Origin of the sequence: Kineothrix sp. MSJ-39, from assembly GCF_018917935.1 — a bacterium.
Taxonomy (GTDB): domain Bacteria; phylum Bacillota; class Clostridia; order Lachnospirales; family Lachnospiraceae; genus CAG-194.
The window spans coordinates 124063-145521 of record NZ_JAHLPN010000002.1; the positions used below are offsets into that span (position 1 = coordinate 124063).

The following is a 21459-nucleotide window of genomic DNA, read 5'->3' on the forward strand; positions in this document are numbered from 1 at the left end:
TGTATGTCTGCCACCGGGAGGTTAGAACTATTCTGTTATTGTATCTATTTGACGCAGCCGATCAGGCTGTTGATGTCTTCGACCTGATTCTTCTTCATAAAGGCTTCGATTCCTTCGATCGTTTCTACAGTTGTGTATGGGTTCACAAAATTCATAGCACCGATCGATACGGCTGTTGCACCTGCCATGATAAATTCAAGTGCATCCTCCGCATTGGCAATACCGCCCATTCCGATGATCGGAATCTTTACCGCGTTAGCTGCCTGATATACCATACGTACTGCGACCGGTTTGATAGCAGGGCCGCTGAGTCCGCCGGTTTTGTTAGCCAGTGCAAACTTTCTTCTGTTGATATCGATCTTCATACCTGTGATCGTATTGATCAGGGAGATCGCATCTGCGCCTGCTGCCTCTGCCGCCTTTGCCATTTCGGTAATATCCGTGACATTCGGGCTCAGCTTCATGATAACAGGCTGTTTTGCCTTCTTCTTGATCTCACTTGTGATATGCATAAGGGCATCTGCCTTCTGACCGAAGGCGATCGCACCTTCCTTGACGTTCGGGCAGGATACATTGATCTCCAGCATTGCCACGTTATCCTGATCGCCGAGTTTTTCCACCACTTCTATATAATCCTCAACGCTTTTTCCACAGACATTGACGATCACCTTTGTATCATAATTTTTCAAAAAGGCAAGATCCCGTTCGACGAAGACATCAATACCCGGATTCTGCAGTCCGATCGCATTGAGCATTCCACCATAGGTTTCCGCCACACGCGGCGTCGGATTTCCCGGCCACGGTACATTGGCAACACCTTTTGTTACCACTGCGCCTAATTTGTTCAGATCTACAAAATCACTGTATTCCATACCGGATCCGAATGTACCGGAGGCTGTCATGACAGGATTTTTAAATTCCACACCTGCGATTGTTACTTTTGTATTCATCAGATCTCTACCTCCTCTGCATTGTAAACCGGTCCGTCTGTACAGATCCGCGAATTGTGCACGTGCGAATGGGCATCCACATTTTTTGTCTTGCAGACGCAGCCAAGGCAGGCACCTACACCGCATGCCATATGCTCTTCCAGAGAGATATAGGCTTCCATATTGTTAGCCGCAGCATACTCCTTGATCGCACGCAGCATTGGCATCGGCCCACAGGCAAAGATCACGTCCCCGGATAAGCCCTTTTCCTTTATGGCATCCAGCACCGTTCCTTTTGTGCCTGCACTTCCGTCCTCTGTTGCCACATAGACCTGGCTGTATTTTTCCAGATCCGTATTTAAAAACAGTTCATTCCGATAGCCAAGCACACTCAGCTCACAGTAAGCCTGTCCAGCCTTTTTGATTTCTTTGGAAAGCTGCAGCATCGGCGGAATACCGATTCCACCGCCAATCAGGAAAACGCGTTTTCCTGCCGCTTTTTCCACCGGGAATCCGTTTCCGAGCGGTCCGAGCAGGGAGATCTCTGCGCCTGCATGATAAGTTGCAAATTCATTTGTACCTGTTCCGACTGTTCTGTATACAAGACGGAGCATTGTTTTTTCTTCATTTACTTCGCAGATACTGATGGGACGCGGCAGAAGTGCTGCTGCGTTTTTGGTGTAGACACAGACAAACTGTCCCGGTCTTGCGCCCTGTGCCAGCTCTGTTTCGATCCACATATCATAGATCTGATCTGCGATCTCATCCTGACGGAATACCCTTCCGATTACTTTTGTTTTGATCATTTTTGTATTTCCTTTCCCTCACAGATTGTCATTTCTATCCTGCCATAAAGTGGTTGTCCCGTAAACGGTGAATTACTGCTTTTGGAGGCAAATTTCTCATAGACAACTTCCGCAGCATCATCGAATACGATCAGATCCGCTGGCATGCCTTCCCTGATCTGTCCTGCCGGCAGATGATACAGCTTTGCAGGTGCCAGACTCATTCGTTCAAACAACTTTGGCAGATCGAGATAGCCCGGTCTGACCAGATTCGTAATGGCAAGCGAAAATGCGGTTTCCAGTCCGATAATACCGGACGGTGCTTCTGTCAGCGGCTTTGCTTTTTCTTCCGCACTATGCGGTGCATGATCGGTTGCAATCAGGTCGATTGTTCCGTCTGCAAGTCCTTCTATGACCGCCATGCGGTCTGCCTCTTCCCGCAGCGGCGGATTCATCTTGGCAAGCGTTCCATACTGAATTGCCGCCTCCTCCGTCAGACTGAAATGATGCGGCGTTGCCTCTGCGTGGATATTGTCCATGCCCATTTCCTTTGCCTTCTTCTTGGCTTCTCTGACAAGTGCCACGCTTTCTTTTGCGCTGATATGCTGCACATCAAAGGCTGCCCCTGTCGAAAGCGCAAGCTCCAGATCCCGTCTGACCAGAGAGATCTCTGCCATACGGTCGCTGCCTCCGATCTGATAATAAGCAGATGCTTTTCCGTGGTTGATTCCATTGTTTTCGATATAAGCCGGATCCTCCTCGTGGAAGCTGAGCGGTACATCCAGCCCCTTTGCCTGCTCCATGGCGGCTTTTACAAGAGCCTCATCCATAATCGGGATACCATCATCGGTAAAGCCTGCTGCGCCTGCTTCCCGAAGCGTCCTCATATCGGTCAGTTCTTTTCCTGCCAGTCCTTTTGTGATACAGGCACAGCTTTCCACATGGATTCCTGTCTTTTTACCCTTTTCCAGCACATAAGACAACGTTTCCTTCGTATCGACTGCAGGCTTTGTATTTGCCATCAGCACGACCGTGGTAAAACCGCCCGCCGCTGCTGCGCGTGCACCCGTTTCAATATCCTCTTTATGCGTAAAGCCCGGATCTCTGAAATGCACGTGTACATCCACAAGACCCGGTCCTATCTTTTTGCCTGTTGCATCTATGATCCGCAATGGTTCTGTTTCTTCTTTTAATTCTGTCTGTTCTATTTTATCTGCGATCTTTGCTATTTTTCCGTCGCGGATCAGAATATCACCCTTGTAAATCCCCTGTACCGGATCCACGAGAGTTCCGTTTGTGATCAAAAGCATCCCTGTACCTCACTTGAATTTTTGTCTGTTATCTGCTGCTTACGGACTGCTCCGTGTCTGGCATTATTTTATCATTTCTAAGAATTGAAGACAACCGTCTTCTCCTGATACTCTGTCTTTACAACAATATACGGGAACGAAGCCGCCGGTGCATTTTGCTCCTCGGGTCCGATCAGGAGTGCAGAAAAGTAAATGGCATTTCCCGTTTCATACAGTTCCTGCAGCTGGATGCTGAAACCGCCTGTCGGTTTCTGCCCAAATCCCTGCACGATGTACAGATAACCCTGATCCTCATATGTCATTTTAAAAGGCTCTGCCTTTTTGGTTTCGATCAGATCCTTCAGTTCCGTGGGCAGTTCATCTTCACTGACAACCGTATACGCCAAATCCCTGCGGTCTTCCTCTTTCTCTGTGGCAAAGCTGCATCCGCAAAGCAGACACAGCAACAGTATCATAACGATTCCGTTCCTGATTTTTTTCATAGTTCACTCCATTTATGTTCTATATATGGAGTATATGTACATAGCGGGCTAACTATTCTGAATTACAGCACATGATAATACGGACAGATATCCTCATAGCTGCCATCCTTCATACGGAAGCCGCCCGGAATCGTTCCGAGCTGTACAAATCCAAGTCTTTCATACAAATGTCTGGCATGTACATTGGAAGCTACGACCGCATTAAACTGCAGCACGCCAAAGCCATGCTTTTTTCCCTCCAACAGACAGTCCGATACTAATTTTTCTCCGATATGAAGCCCTCTGCTGTTTCTTGAAACCGCATAGCTTGCATTACAGATATGGCCGCATCGTCCGACATTATTCGGATGCAGGATATAAAGCCCGTAAATTTCTCCTGTTTCGACATCTTCTGCTACTGCACTGTATGTCTGCGATGCAAAAAATTCTTTTCCTGTTTCCTCTGTCAATGTTTCTTCCTGCGGAAAGGCAATGCCATCCTCTACTACCTCATTCCAGATGCGGATCATGGCAGAAAGATCTTTTTCCTCATAAGCTCTTACTTTGATATTCATTTGTCTACCAGCTTTCTTTTTTATTATTTATTCTTACTGCATCATGCAGTTTTTGTCTGTTTATTCTTTGCCGGAAGCTGCGCCAGTATGATCGCTGCAAAAATAAGTCCGCAGCCTGCCAGTTGTCTTGGGCTAAGCACTTCGTGCAGGATCACCCAGCCTGCCAACACGGAAAATACGGATTCCAGACTCATGATCATGGATGCCACCGTCGGATTGAGACCGTTCTGTCCGACAATCTGCAGCGTATAACCAACACCGCAGGAGAAAATACCGGCGTATAAAATAGGGATCCACGCATCCAGACTGCCCAGTGCAGACAGCCAGCCGGAAAGTGTCTGCTGTCTCATATCGGAAAATACCATTGGAAAACAGCCCCAGATCCCGCATACCAGAAACTGGATACAGGACATCCTGACGCCGTCCACCAGCGGCGAAAAATGATCGATCACCAGAATGTGCAGGGCAAATAAAACCGCACAAAGCAGTACCAGCAGATCGCTCGTCCGGAAAGAAATGGAATCCGTCATGCAAAGCAGATAAAGCCCCGCGATCGCAATCACAATACCGATCCAGATGTTGACCCCGCATTTTTTCTTTAAAAACAGGCTGAAAACCGGAACGAGCAGAATATAGCAGGCAGTCAGAAAGCCTGCCTTTCCAGCCGAGGTTCCGTAATAAATGCCAAGCTGCTGCGCAGTCGATGCCAGGAACAAAACAGTTCCGCAGCAGAAGCCGCCCAGAAGCAATGTCCTTTTTTCTTCTTTTGTCTTCGGTTTCTTTCCCGACGGATTGATCCGGTCCAGTAAAAAGATGACCGGGATCAGCACCAGACTGCCAATGATCGAACGGATGCTGTTAAAGCTGTAAGGCCCGATCGCATCTCCTCCCGTGCTCTGTGCCACAAATGCAATGCCCCAGACAAGTGCTGTCAGCACCAGCAGAAGCGAATTTCTGATCTGTTTACTTTTCATAAGTACTCCTCTGTTCTGTCATTTCTGATCTTGTCATATGCTTTCGCGCTCCATTATAGCGCAATCTCTCCCGCTCTTACAATGTATTTTTGCCGCTTCTTGTTATTTTATTTCATTTCATATATAATGATGTCGTGATTTTCAAACATAAAGAGAGGTACATTATGATACGTTTGATACTTGTTGCAACATTTGTCATTTTATTTTTGATCCTGAGCATTCCGCTTTTACTGATCGAATGGATCATCGGAAAGTTTAACATGGATCTGAAAGACAGAAGCTCCCAGAAGATCGTCAACTGGGCATTCCGCGTCTGCCTGTTTCTGGCAGGCACTTCCGTCACCGTGATCGGACAGGAAAAAGTTCCGACCGACAGACCGGTGCTCTACGTCGGAAACCACAGAAGCTATTTTGATATTCTGATCACCAGTGTGCGTGCGCCACGCCCGACCGGCTATGTTGCCAAAATAGAAATGCTCCGCTATCCGCTGCTCCGCAACTGGATGCGCAATATCCGCTGCACTTTCCTTGACCGCAGGGATGTGAAAAAAGGTATGAAGACGATCCTGGACAATATCGCGCTGTTAAAGAGCGGCATTTCCGTCTGTGTATTCCCGGAAGGCACCAGAAACAGAACATCCGCATCTTTGCTGGAATTCCATGATGGCAGCTTGAAAATGGCTGAAAAATCAGGTTGTCCGATCGTTCCGATGGCGATCAACAACTCCGGTGCGATCTTTGAAGATCATCTGCCGAAGATCGTGAAATCCCATGTTGTGATCGAATACTGTGATCCGATCTATATGGAAGATCTTTCCAAAGAGGAAAAGAGATTCATCGGCAAGCAGGTTGCAGATATCATTGTGACACATTACGAAAAAAATAAGGAATTGGTCTAACCGGCCAATTCCTTTATTAATGTTTCAAAAGCCATTCCGTGAGAGGCTTTTAACAAGATCGTATCTCCTGCCTGCAGGAGATTTTCTTTTTCCCGCAAAAAGCTTTCTTTGTCCGCAAAATGATAGACAGGCTCTACGCCGGCTTCTTTCGCACCGTCATAAATATGCTTTGCATTTTCTCCGATACAGATCAGCAGATCTGTTTTTCCTTTTGCATAACTGCCAACACCGCTGTGCAGCAGATCCGAGTTTTCTCCCAGTTCAAACATATCACCCAGGATTGCAACCTTTCTCGTATCAGCAAGGGAAAGCAGATCAAGTGCCGCTTTCATGGAGACCGGATTGGCATTATAGCAGTCATCGATCAGGGTATAGTTCCCTTCCTGCAGGATACGGTTTCTGCCTGCGATCGGTACAACGCTCCGGATGCCTCTTGTCATCTGCTCCATGTCAAGACCCAGCAGCTTTGCCACTCTGACCGCTGCCAGTGTATTGGTTACCTGATGCTGACCCGGTACTTTGATCTCTGCCCGGATGAGTTCCCCATCCATATGGATCTCACAGCTCGTACCAAATATGCCATGGCTGACAATATGATCCGCATAGCAGCTCGGATCGTTGAAGTAATACGGTCTGTGTCCTTTTACCAGCTTGACTGTCCGCAGCTTATCGTCCCCGCCGTTTAATACAGCCTTGCCATGCTCATTCATGCCCTCAAAGATCTCTGTTTTGGCTTTCAGGATACCGTCCCTTGTCTTCAGATTTTCCAGATGACACTGCCCGATATTGGTAATGACACTGATATCCGGTTTTGCCATTTGTGTCAGGCGGCTCATTTCCCCGAAATCACTGATCCCCATTTCCAGAACCGCAACCTCGTCTTCTTCCCGGATCCGCAGGATCGTAAGAGGAAGCCCAATCTCATTATTAAAGTTGCCCTCTGTCTTCATGACATGATACTTGGCAGAAAGCACACCGGCGATCATTTCTTTTGTGCTCGTCTTTCCCACACTTCCGGTAATGCCCACTACATGTACGGAAAGCTGCTGGCGGTAAAAGGTGGCGATCTGTTTCAGGGCAGTAAAGCTGTCCTTGACCAGAATATAAGGAAATTCCGCATCCGGCAGTTCCTGCTCCGATACAACCGCAAGCGCGCCTTTTTCGATCACCTGCCCGATAAAGGAATGTCCGTCTACCCGTTCTCCCTTTGTGGCAATAAACAGCCCGCCCGGCTCTATCTTACGGGAATCGATCACTACATTAGTTACCTCCTGCTTACTTTTGGCAGGATCTCCATGGTAAACACCGCAAACTGCCGCAATATTTTCCAGTGTCATATTTTTCATCATTTTGCCTTCTTCCTGATAGGATATATCCCCTCTTTATTTGCGCAGCGATACTTCAATCAGCCATTCACAAAGCTGGTTAAAATTATAACCAAGTACTGCCGCTTCCTGCGGGAGCAGAGAGGTTGGTGTCATGCCCGGCAGTGTGTTTGCTTCCAGACAGAACATCTCGTTTTTCTCATTCATCATAAAATCCATACGTGCATATGACGTGATATGTAATACTTCGTACGCAAGCTCTGCGTAATGCTGCATTTCTTTTGTCAGTGCTTCGTCCAAAACTGCAGGACAGGTTTCTACGGTACTGCCTGCCTGATATTTGTTTTTGTAATCATAAAACCCTTCGATCGGGGCGATCTCGATGATCGGAAGTGCTTTTCCCTCGATCACGCCTACAGAAAATTCTCTTCCTTTAATATATTGCTCTATGATAACCGCATCATCGTATGCATATGCCTGCTCCAGTGCTTTTTCGCACTCTGCCCGGTCATTTACCATATAGACACCGACGCTGGAACCGCCGTTACATGCTTTTACAACCGCCGGATAACTGACATCCTGCGGAAGGAGCTGCCCCTTCTTTAAGCTGATACCGTAAGGAGTCGGAACACCGCCCTCGCGGAACAACTGCTTAGAAAGTGCCTTATCCATGCTGACTGCTGCACCGAGTGGTCCGGTTCCTGTATAGCGGATACCCTCCAGATCCAGTGCTGCCTGCACCTTACCGTCTTCACCGTTAGCACCGTGCAACCCCATGAACACAAGATCCGCCTGATGGCAGATATCCAGTACGTGCGGTCCAAAGAAGCCCTCGCCGCCTCTTTTCTTCTTGATTGCTTCAATATCAGGATCTTTCTCCGTAATACCCTGAATCTGCTCACTGAAATCAATATCCGACGTAAACAGTGTCCCGTAATCTTCTCCCGGATATCCCATAAATACGTCCACAAGTACAACCTGATGTCCGTTCTCCTTCAGTGCTTTATATACCATCTTTCCTGTGATCAGCGAAACATCTCTTTCTGTACTTGTTCCGCCTGCCAGTACTGCTATTTTCATCTTTTATCCTCACTTTCCTTGCTCATTCTTCGCCAGCTCTCCTTCTATAAAGAGCAATGCCGACCGCTGTCCGCAGTCCGTTTCTTCCATATTGCTGTAACATGCATGAAGCAGCGTCTTACATGCATTTCTGTACTCTAAACTCACCAGCGTATCATCCGCAACAGACAGCTTCAGCATCGCTGTGATACTGTCCGCCCTATCTTCGATCGTATACTGTGACAGTACACGGTCAGACAGCTCCCCGCATTCCTTCAGAAGCCTGCTCATCTGCTGTTCACACAGCGTTGTATCCACACGCTGCAGACTCGTCAGATAAAACAGATCTCCCCAGAAGCCTGCAGTCGTATCTTCTGCCGCTTCATACTGCTTGATTACCTGATGATAACTATATGATCCGGCCGCCTTAAAAAGTGCCGCTGCCGCCATATACTGTTCCGGCGATACCGCCGTGTCCGTCCGGCTTCTGCTCCTTGCCGCTGCCTGATAAGCAGTCTGCGCCTGTTTCAGATAAGCCGCCGCTCCCGCTTCATTCTTCAGGACATGATAACACTGCGCCATCGCTGCTGCATAGGTATACACTGCCCTGACATAAGCCATATCTGCATCCGATGCGGAAACACTGCTCTTTGCCTGCTCCGTGTGATACCGGATCAAATAGTCTGCATCCTCCTGCAGCTTCTTCAGATCTTCCTCTTCCGGTTCTGCATAAAATTCCTGTAGCACGGCAAGGATCAGTAGTGCCTGATAATCTGTTTCTTCTTCCGCTGTATAATAGTCCTCCGGCGCAGTATTCCGCCAGCTTTCCCGGTCTGTCTCAAACTGCGTCCGGTATCTGTCCTCATAAATCTGAAATGTATACGATCTGCCGATCACTGCCGTCTGTATGTAATAGCTTCCCGGCTCAGTCAGCCCGGAGAAATCTCCCCATGCTTTTCCAGCTTCACCGGTCTGCTGTATACTTCCCTGATAAACAACCTGTTTATCCTTCTGCCGGTACACAGAAAAGGTATCCTGCAGATCCTGCCCTGTGAAACAGGCATATTTGATATCCGCCGGCGCATATCCCTGTAAATCTATTGCAATATTGGAACTGACCGTCGGCCGGTCGATCCCAAGTGCCGTACTGTCTGTCTGCGTTTTTGTTGTTTCATCTGAAAGTTCTTCTTTTTCTTCTCCGCTTTCTGTCGTGATCTGCTCCTTCTGCCCGACTACACTCGTCTGACAACCTACCAGCAGCAGGCAGAGGAAGACAGAAAAAAACGCTGCTATACGTTTTCTAAATTCCCTTTTATCCTTTGTCAAAAAACTTACCTCCACACACGACATTTATTATAACGCATGCTCCCTGACAGGTAAAGAGGCTTTCTGATTTGCACACGCCTATTGCAGAAGCTGCAATGGATCGACCGGCGTTCCGTCTTTTAAGATCTCCAGATACACATGATCTCCTTCTACGGAGAAATATTTGGTTGTTTTTGCCACATTACCGATCACCTGACCTCTGGCAACCGTCGCGCCTTCCGCTACCTGCAGATCTGTCAGTTGTCCATAGATAACTTCATAACCGCTTCCGAGTGTCGTCACCACATACTGTCCGATCTGTGCATCCGTTCCGATCTCCTTTACCACACCTTTGGCGCAGGCACTGACCGGAGTTCCTTCCGCAGCACTGATATAAATTGCCGGATTATATTTATATTGCTCAAGTGTCTGGAAATAAACAGCCGCGTCCATGCTGTAATTTAAGATCACATCACCGCTGACCGGCCAGGTCATACCGTCCTCCGGCGAAAATGTCAGAACCGCAGCAGCCGTTTCCGTAGTTTCTTCTGCTGTACTGCTCTGCTGTCCGCTTGTATCTTTCTGCTGCTCATCTGCATCATTTTGTGACTGCACCTTATCCGCTTCTGTATTGTCCTGTTTTGTTTTATCTCCGGACTGAGAGGTCTGCTGCTCTGCCTGATCTGTGCCTGATGGTGTCTGCAGTTTTGTCCCATCCTGCGGTTCGGTTATCTCCTGCTTACCATCTTTTGCGGTATTCTTTTCCGCATCCGTTTCAGCCGCAATTACGGGATTCTGCACATCATTTCCGGTCACCTTTGCAACCCCTGCACCTTCCGTACGTATGTCTCCTGCCAGATCTTCCTGCTTCTGCTCCACCGAAAGCTGTGAAAGATCCACTTCATACTCACTCTTTGGCATTTCCTGATTCACATAAAAGGCGGTCAGCAGACAGCCTGTGATCACAACAGCCGTGGAAAACAGAAGGCTTCTCCTTTGTTTTTTATCATTTTTACGCATATTTCATCACCTCGGTTTCAGTGTTTCCACTTTTCCGGCAAACTATGCAATGTTCTATGCGCAAAACAACTTATTCCATGCGGTCAAATGTGATATTCTGATAAAAATAATTCAGTATCTCCTGATAATCCTGTCCCTGCTGTGCCAGCAGATTTCCGTAATACTGATCAAACCCGAATCCATGCCCGATGCCTTTTGTCGTAAAGAGATAGCTTCCGTTTTTTTCTTCCCATGTAAAATTAGAAGAAGGTAACTGCAGTTCTTCCCGCAGTGACTCACCGCTTACCTTTTCTCCATTCCGCAAAAGCTCGATCACATAGCCCTGTTGATCCTTTTTGACAGACGATGCATCCAGTTCTCCCGTCTGTTCTTTTCTCCGCTTTGTTGTCCGGATATAAGAGGCTGCGGAAAGATTTTTACTGCAGTCTGCCTGTTTCAGATAGCCATATGCATCGGAAAGCTCCGCTCCGTCCCTTGTCATTCCCGCACTCATGCCATGGTAGCAGCCCATGACAGGCATTCCCTCATAAACCGCAACAACGCCTTTTGTCTGACTGACGGCTTCTAACAGCTTTTTCTCTGTTTCTTCATAGCTGTCTCCCCATTTTTTCTTCTGCTCCGCCACGGAAAGATAACTGCTGTCTGCTGTCGTCAGCTCTGCAAGTTTTGTATCTTCCTGCTGCATTTTGCGGTAAAGGCTGCTTCTGAGCATCACTGCCTGCGCTTTCAACGTCTCCGTTTCGTAGCTGCTGTCGATGCTGCCTGCCAGCGCGCCCACCAGAAAAAGCTCTGACGGGATCTTTTTCTGTTCTTTTTCCCAGTAGACAAAGTATTTTCCATCCGAAAGCTGTGTGGTCAGTTCCAGTTCCTGCTGCTGCCAGTCTGTAGTCTCCGGAGCCGTTTCCACATGCTTCTGCTGCCAGAAGGACATTGCAAAGTAAGGAAATAAAAGTAAGAATAGGACAACTGCAAAAGCATCCTTCACGCCCTGTTTCATGTTCATACACCTCTGAGTAGTATATGCCACAGGCATAAGCCATAGCACATAAAAAAATCCCATCAACACATACCGGTGCTGATGGGATCTTATGGCATTACGCTTCTATTCAGACTGCTCTGTCCATATCCGATCTACTGTGCCAGATCCAGCTGCTGCATCGTTCCTGCTGTTCCGTTTTCATACAGGAAAATACCGGTGCTGCGGATCTGTCCGTTCTTTGTATTGTCCTTCTGGGAATTCAGTGAAAAGTCTGTTGCTGCTCTTTGCAGGCAGATCGCGCCTACGCCCGCCTCTTTGAGTGTATACAGCTCATCTTTTCCGTTCTCATCCTTTGCCCAGATCCGAAGTTTGTCAAAGATCGGATCATTTTCATCGATCCAGCCGTTTCCGTCTGCATCATATTCCGCAAGATCTGCAAAGCCGTCACCGCTCTTTGTGCCAAACAGCTCTGAGCCGTCATTGATCATGCCGTCGCCATTTTTATCCAGTGCCAGATAACCGCTTCCGCGCTGCAGATAAGAAATACTTTCTTCCTCACCGTCCGCATCAATATCAAACATGAATTTCTGGTCGGAAAGCCCTGCAATATTGCCATCGAGGTTGATAACAAGCGGATCCGTCAGATCCACGATCTCAGCAATGTTTTCGATCTTCGTTTCTTCCCGGAATCTTCGGCTCATGCCAAGCTCCAGCCCAAAACTGATCTCCCTGCCATCTGCCGTGCGGACTGTTCCACTTGTGCGGAAGGCAGTTTCCTCAGATTCTTCATGATAATAAGAAGCTGTCAGATTTACCCGTCTTATAGTAGCCTGTTGTCCTGTGGTAACCGGCTGCAGATAAGTATCATCTACCTGCACCTCTTTCCACTTGTCGCCGTACAAAAGCCGGATCAGATATTGCAGACACTGCTGTCTGATCGACTGCATAGTCCTCTTTTCCTCTAAAGAGGTAATGCTCCTTGTACTGCCGGTCTGCATCAGACCGGTCGCCTTTGTGAGACCGTCCATATACGGTTCTGTGTCCTCTTCCCCCGTTTCTGTTTGAAACAGATCTGCAAATGACCTGTTCCCCATTTCGCTTCCCTGCATCGTCGTTGCATCGACTACTGTCATGCCAATCGTTTTTCGTTCTACAGAAGTATACCTTCTGGCGGATTCCATTCCTATGTAGCTGGAATCAATTTTCAAATAGTCCCTCCTTTTCTTGTCGCCACATATGGAACCCCTCGCATAAGAATTTGCTTCGCAAAGCTCGGGGCTGCATCCTGCATCACAGATGCAGGACATATTCTGGAACCCCTCGCATGAGAATTTGCTTCGCAAAGCTCGGGGCTGCATCCTGCACCTGTGGTGCCGGATATATGCCAAAAGGTGTATGTCTGCAAATGCAGAACATACACCTTCCGTGGCTGACTTTTATCATTAAACTTACATAATGATTATCGGTCAGAATTTCATTTACTTAATACTTAAATCATAAGTTATACTCTGTTGTAGTTGATGAGGCAGCCCTTTAAGATGATCTCTCTTTCCTCATCGGTCAGTTCACCGAGTCTGAGTGTAAACGGTACAAGCGTATCCTTTACTACATAGGCTGTGATCTCATCCCATTTCTCCTCTACTGCCTTTTTGATATCAGGAATGAACAGGTAATCCAGATTCTGGAATGGAAGCTCGCCTTCCTCGATCAGGAATGGAAGCATACCCCAGTTGATCAGGTTGGAACGATATCTCTTGGTCGCATATTCGTTGGCAATGTTTGCCCAGCCGCCAAGTACCTTCTGGCAGCTTGCTGCCTGCTCTCTTGCAGAACCATCACCCGGTTTTACCGCAAAAATCGTGGAGCCGATACCAAATGTTTCGTGGGTCAGATCCGGGAACTGGGTTCTGATCACGCCCATGACAGCCTTGATCTCCGGAAGCTCTGCACATGGATGTACATCACTTTCTCCGCTGATCAGTGCTTCTCTTGCCTTTTCTGCCTTCTGTACTTCCTTTGCACGGCCGACATAAGCCGGATCCTTACGGGAAAGTGCAAATTCTGCAAGTCCGAGCGGATTGGAACGGTAAGAAGAAGTCTCACCGGATGGGATCAGCTCATCCGTTGTTGTAACCGGATCGTGGATCTCGGAAACAACCTTCAGCACCAGATTGTCGGTCAGTGCTACCATCTTCGGCCAATCTTTGATGTTTGGTCCGAAATGGATCTCAACGGAAGGATCTGCCACGCCCTTGGAATCAAAGACACGGTTCTTATAAATATTTGCATCAAAGTGATATTTGTATTTGCCAAATTCACCGTCAAATTCTGTTGCAGGTGTCAGAACGCCCTTATTTGCCGCAGTTGCTGCAATGGAACGTGCATCCATCAGTGCAACGGAAGAGATCTGACCGTTCTGCAGCTTGGAACCTTCACGGTTCGGGAAGTTTCTTGTAGAATGACGGATCGAGAATGCATTGTTTGCCGGTGTATCACCTGCGCCGAAGCAAGGGCCGCAGAATGCAGTCTTCATAACAGCTCCTGTTTCAAGAATTGTCGCTGCACAACCATTCTTGATCAGTTCCATATAAACTGGCATAGAAGCCGGATATACACTTAAAGTAAATTCATCGGATCCGATGTATCTGCCCTTTAAGATATCAGCAGCCGCACAGATATTTTCAAATCCGCCGCCCGCACAGCCTGCGATAATTCCCTGATCTACCATAAATTTGCCGTTTACTACTTTATCTGCCAGAGAATACGGTACCTGACCGTCCAGAGAAACCTTAGCTCTTTCTTCTACATCATGGAGCACATCTGCAAGGTTTGCATTGACTTCCTCGATCGTATATGTATTGCTCGGATGGAATGGCATGGCGATCATTGGCTTGATCGCAGAAAGGTCAACCTCGATCAGTCCATCATAGTAGGTTACCTGACCCGGATTCAGTTCTTTAAACTCTTCACTTCTGCCATGGATCTCATAAAACTCTTTGATCTGCTCATCTGTGCGCCAGATAGAGGACAGACATGTTGTTTCCGTTGTCATGACATCAATGCCGATTCTGAAATCAGCGGAAAGAGCGGATACTCCCGGTCCGACAAATTCCATGACTTTATTCTTTACATATCCATTTGCAAATACCGCACCGATGATCGCAAGTGCAACGTCCTGTGGGCCAACGCCTTTGACCGGTGCACCCTTTAAATAAACACCGACAACACCCGGCATATTGATATCATAGGTCTGGCAGAGGAGCTGCTTTACAAGCTCAGGTCCACCCTCGCCCATTGCCATTGTACCAAGTGCGCCATATCTTGTATGAGAATCGGATCCTAAGATCATTCTGCCGCCGCCTGCAAGCATTTCTCTTGCAAACTGGTGAATGACTGCCTGATGCGGTGGTACATAAACACCGCCGTATTTCTTTGCACAGGTCAGACCAAACATATGATCATCTTCATTGATCGTTCCGCCTACCGCACAAAGAGAGTTGTGACAGTTCGTCAGGACATACGGGATCGGAAACTTTTCCAGCCCTGATGCTCTGGCTGTCTGGATAATGCCGACAAATGTAATATCATGGCTTGTCAGCTTATCAAACTTGATCTTCAGCTTTTCCATATTTCCCGAAGTATTGTGATCCTTCAAAATACCATATGCAATCGTCTGCTGCGCAGCTTCCTGTTTTGTGACTGTTTTCCCTGTTTTGGCTGTTATCGCAGCCTGTGCCTGTGCGTTATCCGGTATGATCTCTGTTCCGTTTACCAGATAGGCGCCGCCCTCATGCAATTTGATCATGTGTTATCCTCCTGTTAGTCAGTTTGATCCGTTAAAACCCAAATCATTTACAGTTTATCATGCTTTTTTTCTGTCTGCAACTACAGCCGATTTCTTTTCTCAAAAAGGGCTGCCCCATTGACGGAGCAGAGATTCTATCGTAATATGAAGTGGAATTTAAGGAGGGTTTTATTATGAGTGAATATATCATCAGCTGCTGTTCCACAGCAGATCTTTCCAAAGAACACTTTACCGATAGAAATATCCATTACATCTGCTTCCACTATTTTCTGGACGGCAAGCCTTATGCCGATGACCTCGGACAATCCATGCCATTTGACAAATTTTATGAAGCAATGGCAAACGGTGCTGATACCAAGACATCCCAGATCAATATGGAAGAATTTGTCGAGTATTTTGAGCCGTTTTTACAGGCGGGAAAAGATATCATCCATCTGACGCTTTCTTCCGGCATTTCCGGTGTCTACAATTCCGCCATGCTCGCAAAAGAGGAGCTTGCCGAAAAGTATCCTGACCGCAAGATCTATATCATCGATTCGCTTGCCGCATCTTCCGGTTACGGACTTTTGATGGACAAGCTGGCAGATCTGCGCGACGGCGGAATGGATATCGATACACTTGCAAAGTGGGCAGAAGACAACCGCCTGAAGGTAAACCACTGGTTCTTCTCCACCGATCTTACCTTCTATGTAAAAGGCGGGCGTATTTCCAAAGCTGCAGGCGCAATTGGTGGCATGCTGAATATCTGTCCGTTGTTAAATGTAGATCTGGAAGGTCGTCTGATCCCAAGACAGAAGATCCGTACCAAGAAAAAGGTCATTGCTGCCATCGCAGATAAGATGAAAGAGCTTGCTGAGAACGGACTGGATTACGACGGCAAATGCTATATTTCCCAGTCAGCCTGCTATGAAGACGCCAGAGCGGTTGCAGACCTCATAGAAGCTGCTTTCCCGCATCTGAACGGAAAGGTAGAGATCAACTCCATCGGTACAACGATCGGCAGTCATACAGGACCGGGCACAGTTGCTCTGTTCTTCTGGGGACAGGAACGTACAAATTAATAAATAAATTTACTTTTTAATACATGTAAAAAAACAGGAACTGTAACTTATCATCCATAAGCTGCAGTTCCTGTTTTTCTCCCTTTATGCCGCCCTGCAAGCTGTTATCATACCTGTAACAAACGCTTACATGCAACATATCTCCTCATAATCCGTTATGTCCCATTCGTATATAAATACTGCATTCTCTCTCTTTTGTATGATATTGCATCTTTTCCCTCCTTTTCCCATCGAAAGTGCATAAACTATAGTTATTTATACACATAATAACTATAGCAATTTGAACTTTCCATGTCAATAAACTAAACTATGGTTATGATAAAAAATAATAATTGTAATATCGGAAACAGAATAAAAGAGCTTCGGACAGAGCAGGGACTCAGTCAGGAGCAGCTTGCGCTTTCCTCAGGTATTACAACTACCTATCTGGGGCTTTTAGAGCGCAATCTGAAAAACCCTACTGTAAAAGTACTGGAACAGATCTGTACTGCACTTCATATTGACCTTTCCAGTTTTTTTGAGTCCTCTTTGCAAATATCACATACCTACGATCCTTATACGACGCAGATTCTGGCTCAGGTAATCAACCGCAATGAACCGGAAAAGCAGTTGATCCTGAAACTGGTCAAAGATCTGACCAGATATTTCGACAATGTTTCCACTTTTTAGAATAGCATATTATATGTTGTTTCTAAATATGTGACAAGAATTGTGACAATCTTTTTGTGTACGCATTTCTATTCTGACTGGAATTTTTTTTAAAATCAGATATAATAAATATAATTATTATTATACAAATCACTGGGGTTCATACAAGAGGGGAGCACACATATGAAATCACTTCATACACTGTTAAAGGAATATATAGCAAAGAGTAATTACACGATTTATCAACTGGCAATAGAGAGCAGCATCAACCGTACTACCCTGCAGAAAGCATTATCGGGAGAGCGTCCGATCAGCCAGGAAAACTTATCAAAACTTCTACCATTTCTTGGACTTTCCGTTACAGAAAAAAGAGAACTGGATCAGGCATTTCTGATCTCTCAGATTGGTGAAGTAACTTATCAAAAACATATGTATCTGAAAGATCTGATAGAAGGTGTTAATCTTCCTGCTTCTGATCTGCCAACACCGGATCGCAGCACAGCCGTTCTGCCGGGGCTGCAATTACAACAGACATGTCCCGTGACCGGAATCTACCCTATCATCACAACGATCTGCAATCTGCTTGCAGCAGAAGCGGCAGAGGATTCTGATGCTTACTTATATACTGTTTCCGACTTTCACAATCAGTTTTTCAGCAGCTTATATATGCAGTTACAGGCAGCAAACCTTAACGGTCTCCGAATCCGACACATCATAACATTCTGTAAAGTATCAGGAAATCATGACGAAGCCTCCCTGTTAAATCTCAAAACACTTTCCACCTTATTTCCGTTTGCGATGTCAGCACCACGGGGCTGTGAACTTTATTACTGTTATGAAGAAATTACAGCCCAGAAGCTCGCCGGAATTCCGTATCCTTACTATCTGATACTTCCCCAGAATGTCGTATTGTTATCAGGAGACTGCCAGAATGCACTTTTTCTGCCTAAAGAAAGCGTTTCCTATTATCAACAACACTTTGACGGCATGTTGCAGGCATCCATGCCACTTCTGGACGACATTGACACTGCCTCTTTCCTGTCTACCTGTATTTCTCTTTCCAGTCACGCACGATACACCTATACGTTGGAAGCCCAGCCATGTATTGGTTCTTTTGTAGACGAAGAAATGGTACAACGGTGTATTAACAAAGATCTGGATCCTATGCAAATCCAAATCCTATCCGAAACACTTTTGCAGCAATGTAAAAATTTACAGCGGACACCTGATTTTCTATCCATTTTTTCAAAGAAAGGGTATGATGACTTTGTGGAAAACGGTATTATCTATCAGATTCCTTCCGATCTGTATCATCCACTCTCAATTGAAGACCGGATCCTGCTCCTGCAGCGTCTGATCCTTGCCAATCAATCCGGGCAAAAACGCTTTATCCTTGCAAAAGCAGAGGCATTCCGGCCCCAGATGGAATTTTTCATTTATGACAGTGCAATTCTTTTTTCGCACACAACACCGGAAAATGCATTGGCACAGGTATGCATTATGAAAGAGCCCCATATTATTCAGGCTTTTAAAGATTTCCTGCTGCATACAGCCTACTATAAACTGATCTATACAGTAGAAGAAACAACAGAACTGTTCCGGAAAAGCATCTCTCAGCTAACTGAACAGTTATCAGACTGATTAGTGGTCGTCATAACAAAAAGCGAGCCGGCTTTAACCCCTTAAAGCCGGCTCTTTCTATAGTAACTATAACCCAAAATACCCTTATTTTATTTTTCTTCTGCTGCTACTGTCTTTTTTACTTCTTTTTTCTTTGGCAGAACGATCTTGTCAAGCTTCCAGATATCATCTACATATTCCTGAATGGTTCTGTCAGATGTAAACTTACCGGAACATGCTGTATTCAAGATTGCGCTCTTTGCCCAACCCTTTTCATCCATGTAAGCTGCTTCTACCTTTTTCTGCGCCTCAGCGTATGACTTGAAGTCTTTGAGGATGAAGTATGTATCTGCCTTTGCTGTACACTGTGTATTCAGCAGTGAATTGTAAAGGTCTCTGAACAGCTCAGGATCCTGTGGTGAGTAAGTACCGTTAATCAGCTGCATCAGCACTTTACGGATATCTGCATCATTATTGAAGATTTCCATCGGATCATATCCGCCGTAGTTCTCATAATGGATCACTTCATCGGAAGAAAGACCGAAGATAAATGCATTTTCTGCTCCGACTTCTTCTACGATCTCTACATTGGCACCATCCATTGTACCGATCGTCAGCGCACCGTTTAACATGAACTTCATGTTACCTGTACCGGATGCTTCCTTAGATGCTGTAGAGATCTGCTCGGAAACATCTGCTGCTGCAAAGATCAGCTCTGCATTGGATACGCGGTAGTTCTCAATGAAGACAACTTTGATCTTGCCATTGATAGATGCATCATTGTTGATCACATCTGCAACGGAGTTGATCAGCTTGATCGTCAGCTTGGCATTCTTATAACCTGCTGCTGCCTTTGCACCGAAGATGAATGTTCTCGGGAAGAACTCCATATCCGGATGCTCTTTGATCTCATTGTATAAGTACATAACGTGCAGGATGTTCAGAAGCTGACGTTTGTACTCATGCAGACGTTTTACCTGTACATCGAAAATAGAACGAGGGTCTACTTCAACACCGTTGTGCTCTAAGATATATTTTGCAAGTCTTACTTTATTCTGATACTTGATGTTCATGAATTCCTGCTGTGCTTTTTCATCATCCGCATAAACAGCAAGCTTCTTGATCTTTGGCAGATCTGTGATCCAGTCTGCACCTACATGAGCTGTTACCCACTCGGCAAGAAGCGGATTTGCATGAAGCAGGAAACGACGCTGTGTGATACCGTTTGTCTTGTTGTTGAACTTCTCAGGCATCATTTCATAGAAGTCTTTGAGCTCCTGGTTCTTTAAGATCTCTGTATGCAGTCTTGCAACACCGTTTACGCTGTAGCCTGCTGCGATTGCCAGATGAGCCATTTTAACCTGACCGTCATAGATGATCGCCATCTTGCGGATCTTTTCCTGATTACCGGGATATTTTGCTTCGATCTCCATCACGAAACGACGGTTGATTTCTTCTACGATCTGATAGATACGTGGAAGCAGACGGCTGAACAGCTCGATCGGCCATTTTTCCAGTGCTTCTGCCATGATCGTATGGTTTGTGTAAGCACATGTCTTTGTTGTAACATCCCACGCTTCATCCCATGTTAAATAATATTCATCCATCAGGATACGCATCAGCTCTGCAACCGCAACGGTCGGATGGGTATCATTCAGCTGGAATGTAACCTTCTCGTGGAATTTACGGATATCATCATGTGTGCGCATATACTTCTCAACTGCTTCCTGTACGGATGCGGAAATAAAGAAGTACTGCTGTTTCAGACGAAGCTCTTTACCTGCATAATGATTGTCATTCGGATACAGAACTTCTACGATATTTCTTGCAAGGTTTTCCTGTTCTACTGCCTTGCGGTAATCACCTTTATCAAAAGATTCGAGCTGGAAGCACTCTACAGGCTGTGCATCCCAGATACGAAGTGTATTTACAATACCATTGCCATAACCTACAACCGGCAGATCATACGGTACAGCAGTTACTGACTGATAACCTTCCTGCTTGAAGTTGTTACGGCCGTTTTCATCCTGATATACGGATACATAACCGCCGAATTTCACTTCTTTGGAATATTCAGGACGGCGAAGCTCAAATGGATTGCCATCTGCTAACCAGTTATCCGGTACTTCCACCTGATAACCGTCGCGGATCTCCTGCTTGAACATACCGTAGCGGTAACGGATACCACAGCCGTAAGCAGAATAACCAAGCGTTGCCAGAGAATCAAGGAAACATGCTGCAAGTCTTCCCAGACCACCATTACCGAGTGCTGCATCCGGCTCCTGATCTTCGATCACGTTGATATCAACACCAAGCTCTTCCAGTGCTTCCTTTGCCTGGTCATAAGCCTGCAGGTTGATCATGTTATTACCCAGTGCACGACCCATTAAGAATTCCATGGACAGGTAGTAAACCGTCTTTGGATCTTTCTTTTCGTATTCCTTCTGTGTTTCCATCCAGTTTTCCACGATCTGATCCTTGATCGCATAAGATACTGCCTGGAAAATCTGCTGGTCAGTTGCTTCCTCCATCGTTTTACGATAAAGAGTTCTTACATTGTAGAGCACGCTGCGCTTGAAGAGTTCCTTATCAAACGTAGATGAAACAGGTACTGTTGTCTTCTTAGCCATTTCTGCCTCCTAGAAATATAATATTTGATTGCAAACTTCTACTTAATCGTTTTCGTACTCACTCATTATACAAT

18 protein-coding genes are annotated in these 21459 nt (G+C 46.2%); 4 read left to right on the top strand and 14 right to left on the bottom strand.

Annotated features, from left to right (window positions below; all coding sequences use genetic code 11):
• Positions 1 to 44: 44 nt before the first annotated feature.
• From KQI22_RS02190 to KQI22_RS02215, 6 genes are all read right to left on the bottom strand, one after another.
• On the bottom strand, positions 45 to 950 hold the full coding sequence (locus tag KQI22_RS02190) for a dihydroorotate dehydrogenase (RefSeq protein WP_216550445.1): 906 nt from the start codon (positions 948 to 950) through the stop codon (positions 45 to 47).
• Positions 950 to 1735, bottom strand: coding sequence for a dihydroorotate dehydrogenase electron transfer subunit (locus KQI22_RS02195; protein ID WP_216550446.1), 786 nt, complete (start codon positions 1733 to 1735; stop codon positions 950 to 952). The genes KQI22_RS02190 and KQI22_RS02195 overlap by 1 nt, the downstream gene beginning before the upstream one ends.
• Positions 1732 to 3024, bottom strand: coding sequence for a dihydroorotase (locus tag KQI22_RS02200; protein WP_216550447.1), 1293 nt, complete (start codon positions 3022 to 3024; stop codon positions 1732 to 1734). Before KQI22_RS02200 ends, KQI22_RS02195 begins: the two co-directional genes overlap by 4 nt.
• A 77-nt stretch (positions 3025 to 3101) precedes the next feature.
• Positions 3102 to 3506: a protease complex subunit PrcB family protein gene (locus KQI22_RS02205; RefSeq protein WP_216550448.1), complete on the bottom strand. Its 405-nt coding sequence runs from the start codon at positions 3504 to 3506 to the stop codon at positions 3102 to 3104.
• A gap of 62 nt (positions 3507 to 3568) precedes the next feature.
• Positions 3569 to 4060 carry a GNAT family N-acetyltransferase gene (locus KQI22_RS02210; protein ID WP_216550449.1) on the bottom strand — a complete coding sequence of 164 codons (492 nt, stop codon included), beginning with the start codon at positions 4058 to 4060 and terminating at the stop codon, positions 3569 to 3571.
• Between the two features lie 41 nt (positions 4061 to 4101).
• On the bottom strand, positions 4102 to 5034 hold the full coding sequence (locus tag KQI22_RS02215) for a DMT family transporter (protein ID WP_216550450.1): 933 nt from the start codon (positions 5032 to 5034) through the stop codon (positions 4102 to 4104).
• Positions 5035 to 5198: 164 nt separating this feature from the next.
• Here KQI22_RS02215 and KQI22_RS02220 point away from each other — a divergent pair, with 164 nt between their 5' ends.
• Positions 5199 to 5933, top strand: coding sequence for a lysophospholipid acyltransferase family protein (locus KQI22_RS02220; protein ID WP_216550451.1), 735 nt, complete (start codon positions 5199 to 5201; stop codon positions 5931 to 5933).
• On the opposite strand, the gene KQI22_RS02225 is transcribed toward KQI22_RS02220, so the two are convergent.
• The 7 genes from KQI22_RS02225 to KQI22_RS02255 form a co-directional block, all read right to left on the bottom strand.
• Positions 5930 to 7282 carry a UDP-N-acetylmuramoyl-tripeptide--D-alanyl-D-alanine ligase gene (locus tag KQI22_RS02225; protein WP_330623232.1) on the bottom strand — a complete coding sequence of 451 codons (1353 nt, stop codon included), beginning with the start codon at positions 7280 to 7282 and terminating at the stop codon, positions 5930 to 5932. The two genes, KQI22_RS02220 and KQI22_RS02225, sit on opposite strands and share 4 nt — an antisense overlap.
• A 33-nt stretch (positions 7283 to 7315) precedes the next feature.
• Entirely contained in the window at positions 7316 to 8338 is a 1023-nt protein-coding gene (locus KQI22_RS02230) for a D-alanine--D-alanine ligase family protein (protein WP_216550452.1), read from the bottom strand.
• A 9-nt stretch (positions 8339 to 8347) separates the two neighbouring features.
• Complete coding sequence (locus KQI22_RS02235) at positions 8348 to 9643, bottom strand: cellulase N-terminal Ig-like domain-containing protein (RefSeq protein ID WP_216550453.1); 1296 nt, start codon at positions 9641 to 9643, stop codon at positions 8348 to 8350.
• Positions 9644 to 9721: 78 nt separating this feature from the next.
• Positions 9722 to 10642 (bottom strand): M23 family metallopeptidase, encoded by a 921-nt coding sequence (locus KQI22_RS02240; RefSeq protein ID WP_216550454.1) that lies wholly within the window; start codon positions 10640 to 10642, stop codon positions 9722 to 9724.
• Between the two features lie 70 nt (positions 10643 to 10712).
• Entirely contained in the window at positions 10713 to 11639 is a 927-nt protein-coding gene (locus tag KQI22_RS02245; protein WP_216550455.1) for a SpoIID/LytB domain-containing protein, read from the bottom strand.
• A 134-nt stretch (positions 11640 to 11773) separates the two neighbouring features.
• Positions 11774 to 12829: a hypothetical protein gene (locus KQI22_RS02250; RefSeq protein WP_216550456.1), complete on the bottom strand. Its 1056-nt coding sequence runs from the start codon at positions 12827 to 12829 to the stop codon at positions 11774 to 11776.
• 293 nt (positions 12830 to 13122) lie between these two features.
• A complete protein-coding gene (locus KQI22_RS02255; protein WP_216550457.1) occupies positions 13123 to 15426 on the bottom strand; it encodes a hydratase in 2304 nt (767 codons plus the stop codon).
• 173 nt (positions 15427 to 15599) lie between these two features.
• On the opposite strand from KQI22_RS02255, the gene KQI22_RS02260 reads away from it, so the two are divergent.
• From KQI22_RS02260 to KQI22_RS02270, 3 genes are all read left to right on the top strand, one after another.
• Positions 15600 to 16487, top strand: coding sequence for a DegV family protein (locus KQI22_RS02260; protein ID WP_216550458.1), 888 nt, complete (start codon positions 15600 to 15602; stop codon positions 16485 to 16487).
• Positions 16488 to 16802: 315 nt separating this feature from the next.
• Positions 16803 to 17156 carry a helix-turn-helix domain-containing protein gene (locus KQI22_RS02265; protein WP_216550459.1) on the top strand — a complete coding sequence of 118 codons (354 nt, stop codon included), beginning with the start codon at positions 16803 to 16805 and terminating at the stop codon, positions 17154 to 17156.
• A gap of 162 nt (positions 17157 to 17318) precedes the next feature.
• Positions 17319 to 18776 carry a helix-turn-helix domain-containing protein gene (locus KQI22_RS02270; RefSeq protein ID WP_216550460.1) on the top strand — a complete coding sequence of 486 codons (1458 nt, stop codon included), beginning with the start codon at positions 17319 to 17321 and terminating at the stop codon, positions 18774 to 18776.
• 89 nt (positions 18777 to 18865) lie between these two features.
• Here the strand turns inward: KQI22_RS02270 and KQI22_RS02275 are convergent, their stop codons facing one another.
• A complete protein-coding gene (locus KQI22_RS02275) occupies positions 18866 to 21385 on the bottom strand; it encodes a glycogen/starch/alpha-glucan phosphorylase (RefSeq protein WP_216550461.1) in 2520 nt (839 codons plus the stop codon).
• Positions 21386 to 21459: the final 74 nt, after the last annotated feature.

Bases quoted from the DNA above. Each gene is read 5' to 3' on its own strand.
- KQI22_RS02190 (WP_216550445.1), bottom strand. From the start codon at position 950: ATGAATACAAAAGTAACAATCGCAGGTGTGGAATTTAAAAATCCTGTC.
- KQI22_RS02195 (WP_216550446.1), bottom strand. From the start codon at position 1,735: ATGATCAAAACAAAAGTAATCGGAAGGGTATTCCGTCAGGATGAGATC.
- KQI22_RS02200 (WP_216550447.1), bottom strand. From the start codon at position 3,024: ATGCTTTTGATCACAAACGGAACTCTCGTGGATCCGGTACAGGGGATT.
- KQI22_RS02205 (WP_216550448.1), bottom strand. From the start codon at position 3,506: ATGAAAAAAATCAGGAACGGAATCGTTATGATACTGTTGCTGTGTCTG.
- KQI22_RS02210 (WP_216550449.1), bottom strand. From the start codon at position 4,060: ATGAATATCAAAGTAAGAGCTTATGAGGAAAAAGATCTTTCTGCCATG.
- KQI22_RS02215 (WP_216550450.1), bottom strand. From the start codon at position 5,034: ATGAAAAGTAAACAGATCAGAAATTCGCTTCTGCTGGTGCTGACAGCA.
- KQI22_RS02220 (WP_216550451.1), top strand. From the start codon at position 5,199: ATGATACGTTTGATACTTGTTGCAACATTTGTCATTTTATTTTTGATC.
- KQI22_RS02225 (WP_330623232.1), bottom strand. From the start codon at position 7,282: ATGATGAAAAATATGACACTGGAAAATATTGCGGCAGTTTGCGGTGTT.
- KQI22_RS02230 (WP_216550452.1), bottom strand. From the start codon at position 8,338: ATGAAAATAGCAGTACTGGCAGGCGGAACAAGTACAGAAAGAGATGTT.
- KQI22_RS02240 (WP_216550454.1), bottom strand. From the start codon at position 10,642: ATGCGTAAAAATGATAAAAAACAAAGGAGAAGCCTTCTGTTTTCCACG.
- KQI22_RS02245 (WP_216550455.1), bottom strand. From the start codon at position 11,639: ATGAAACAGGGCGTGAAGGATGCTTTTGCAGTTGTCCTATTCTTACTT.
- KQI22_RS02255 (WP_216550457.1), bottom strand. From the start codon at position 15,426: ATGATCAAATTGCATGAGGGCGGCGCCTATCTGGTAAACGGAACAGAG.
- KQI22_RS02260 (WP_216550458.1), top strand. From the start codon at position 15,600: ATGAGTGAATATATCATCAGCTGCTGTTCCACAGCAGATCTTTCCAAA.
- KQI22_RS02265 (WP_216550459.1), top strand. From the start codon at position 16,803: ATGATAAAAAATAATAATTGTAATATCGGAAACAGAATAAAAGAGCTT.
- KQI22_RS02270 (WP_216550460.1), top strand. From the start codon at position 17,319: ATGAAATCACTTCATACACTGTTAAAGGAATATATAGCAAAGAGTAAT.
- KQI22_RS02275 (WP_216550461.1), bottom strand. From the start codon at position 21,385: ATGGCTAAGAAGACAACAGTACCTGTTTCATCTACGTTTGATAAGGAA.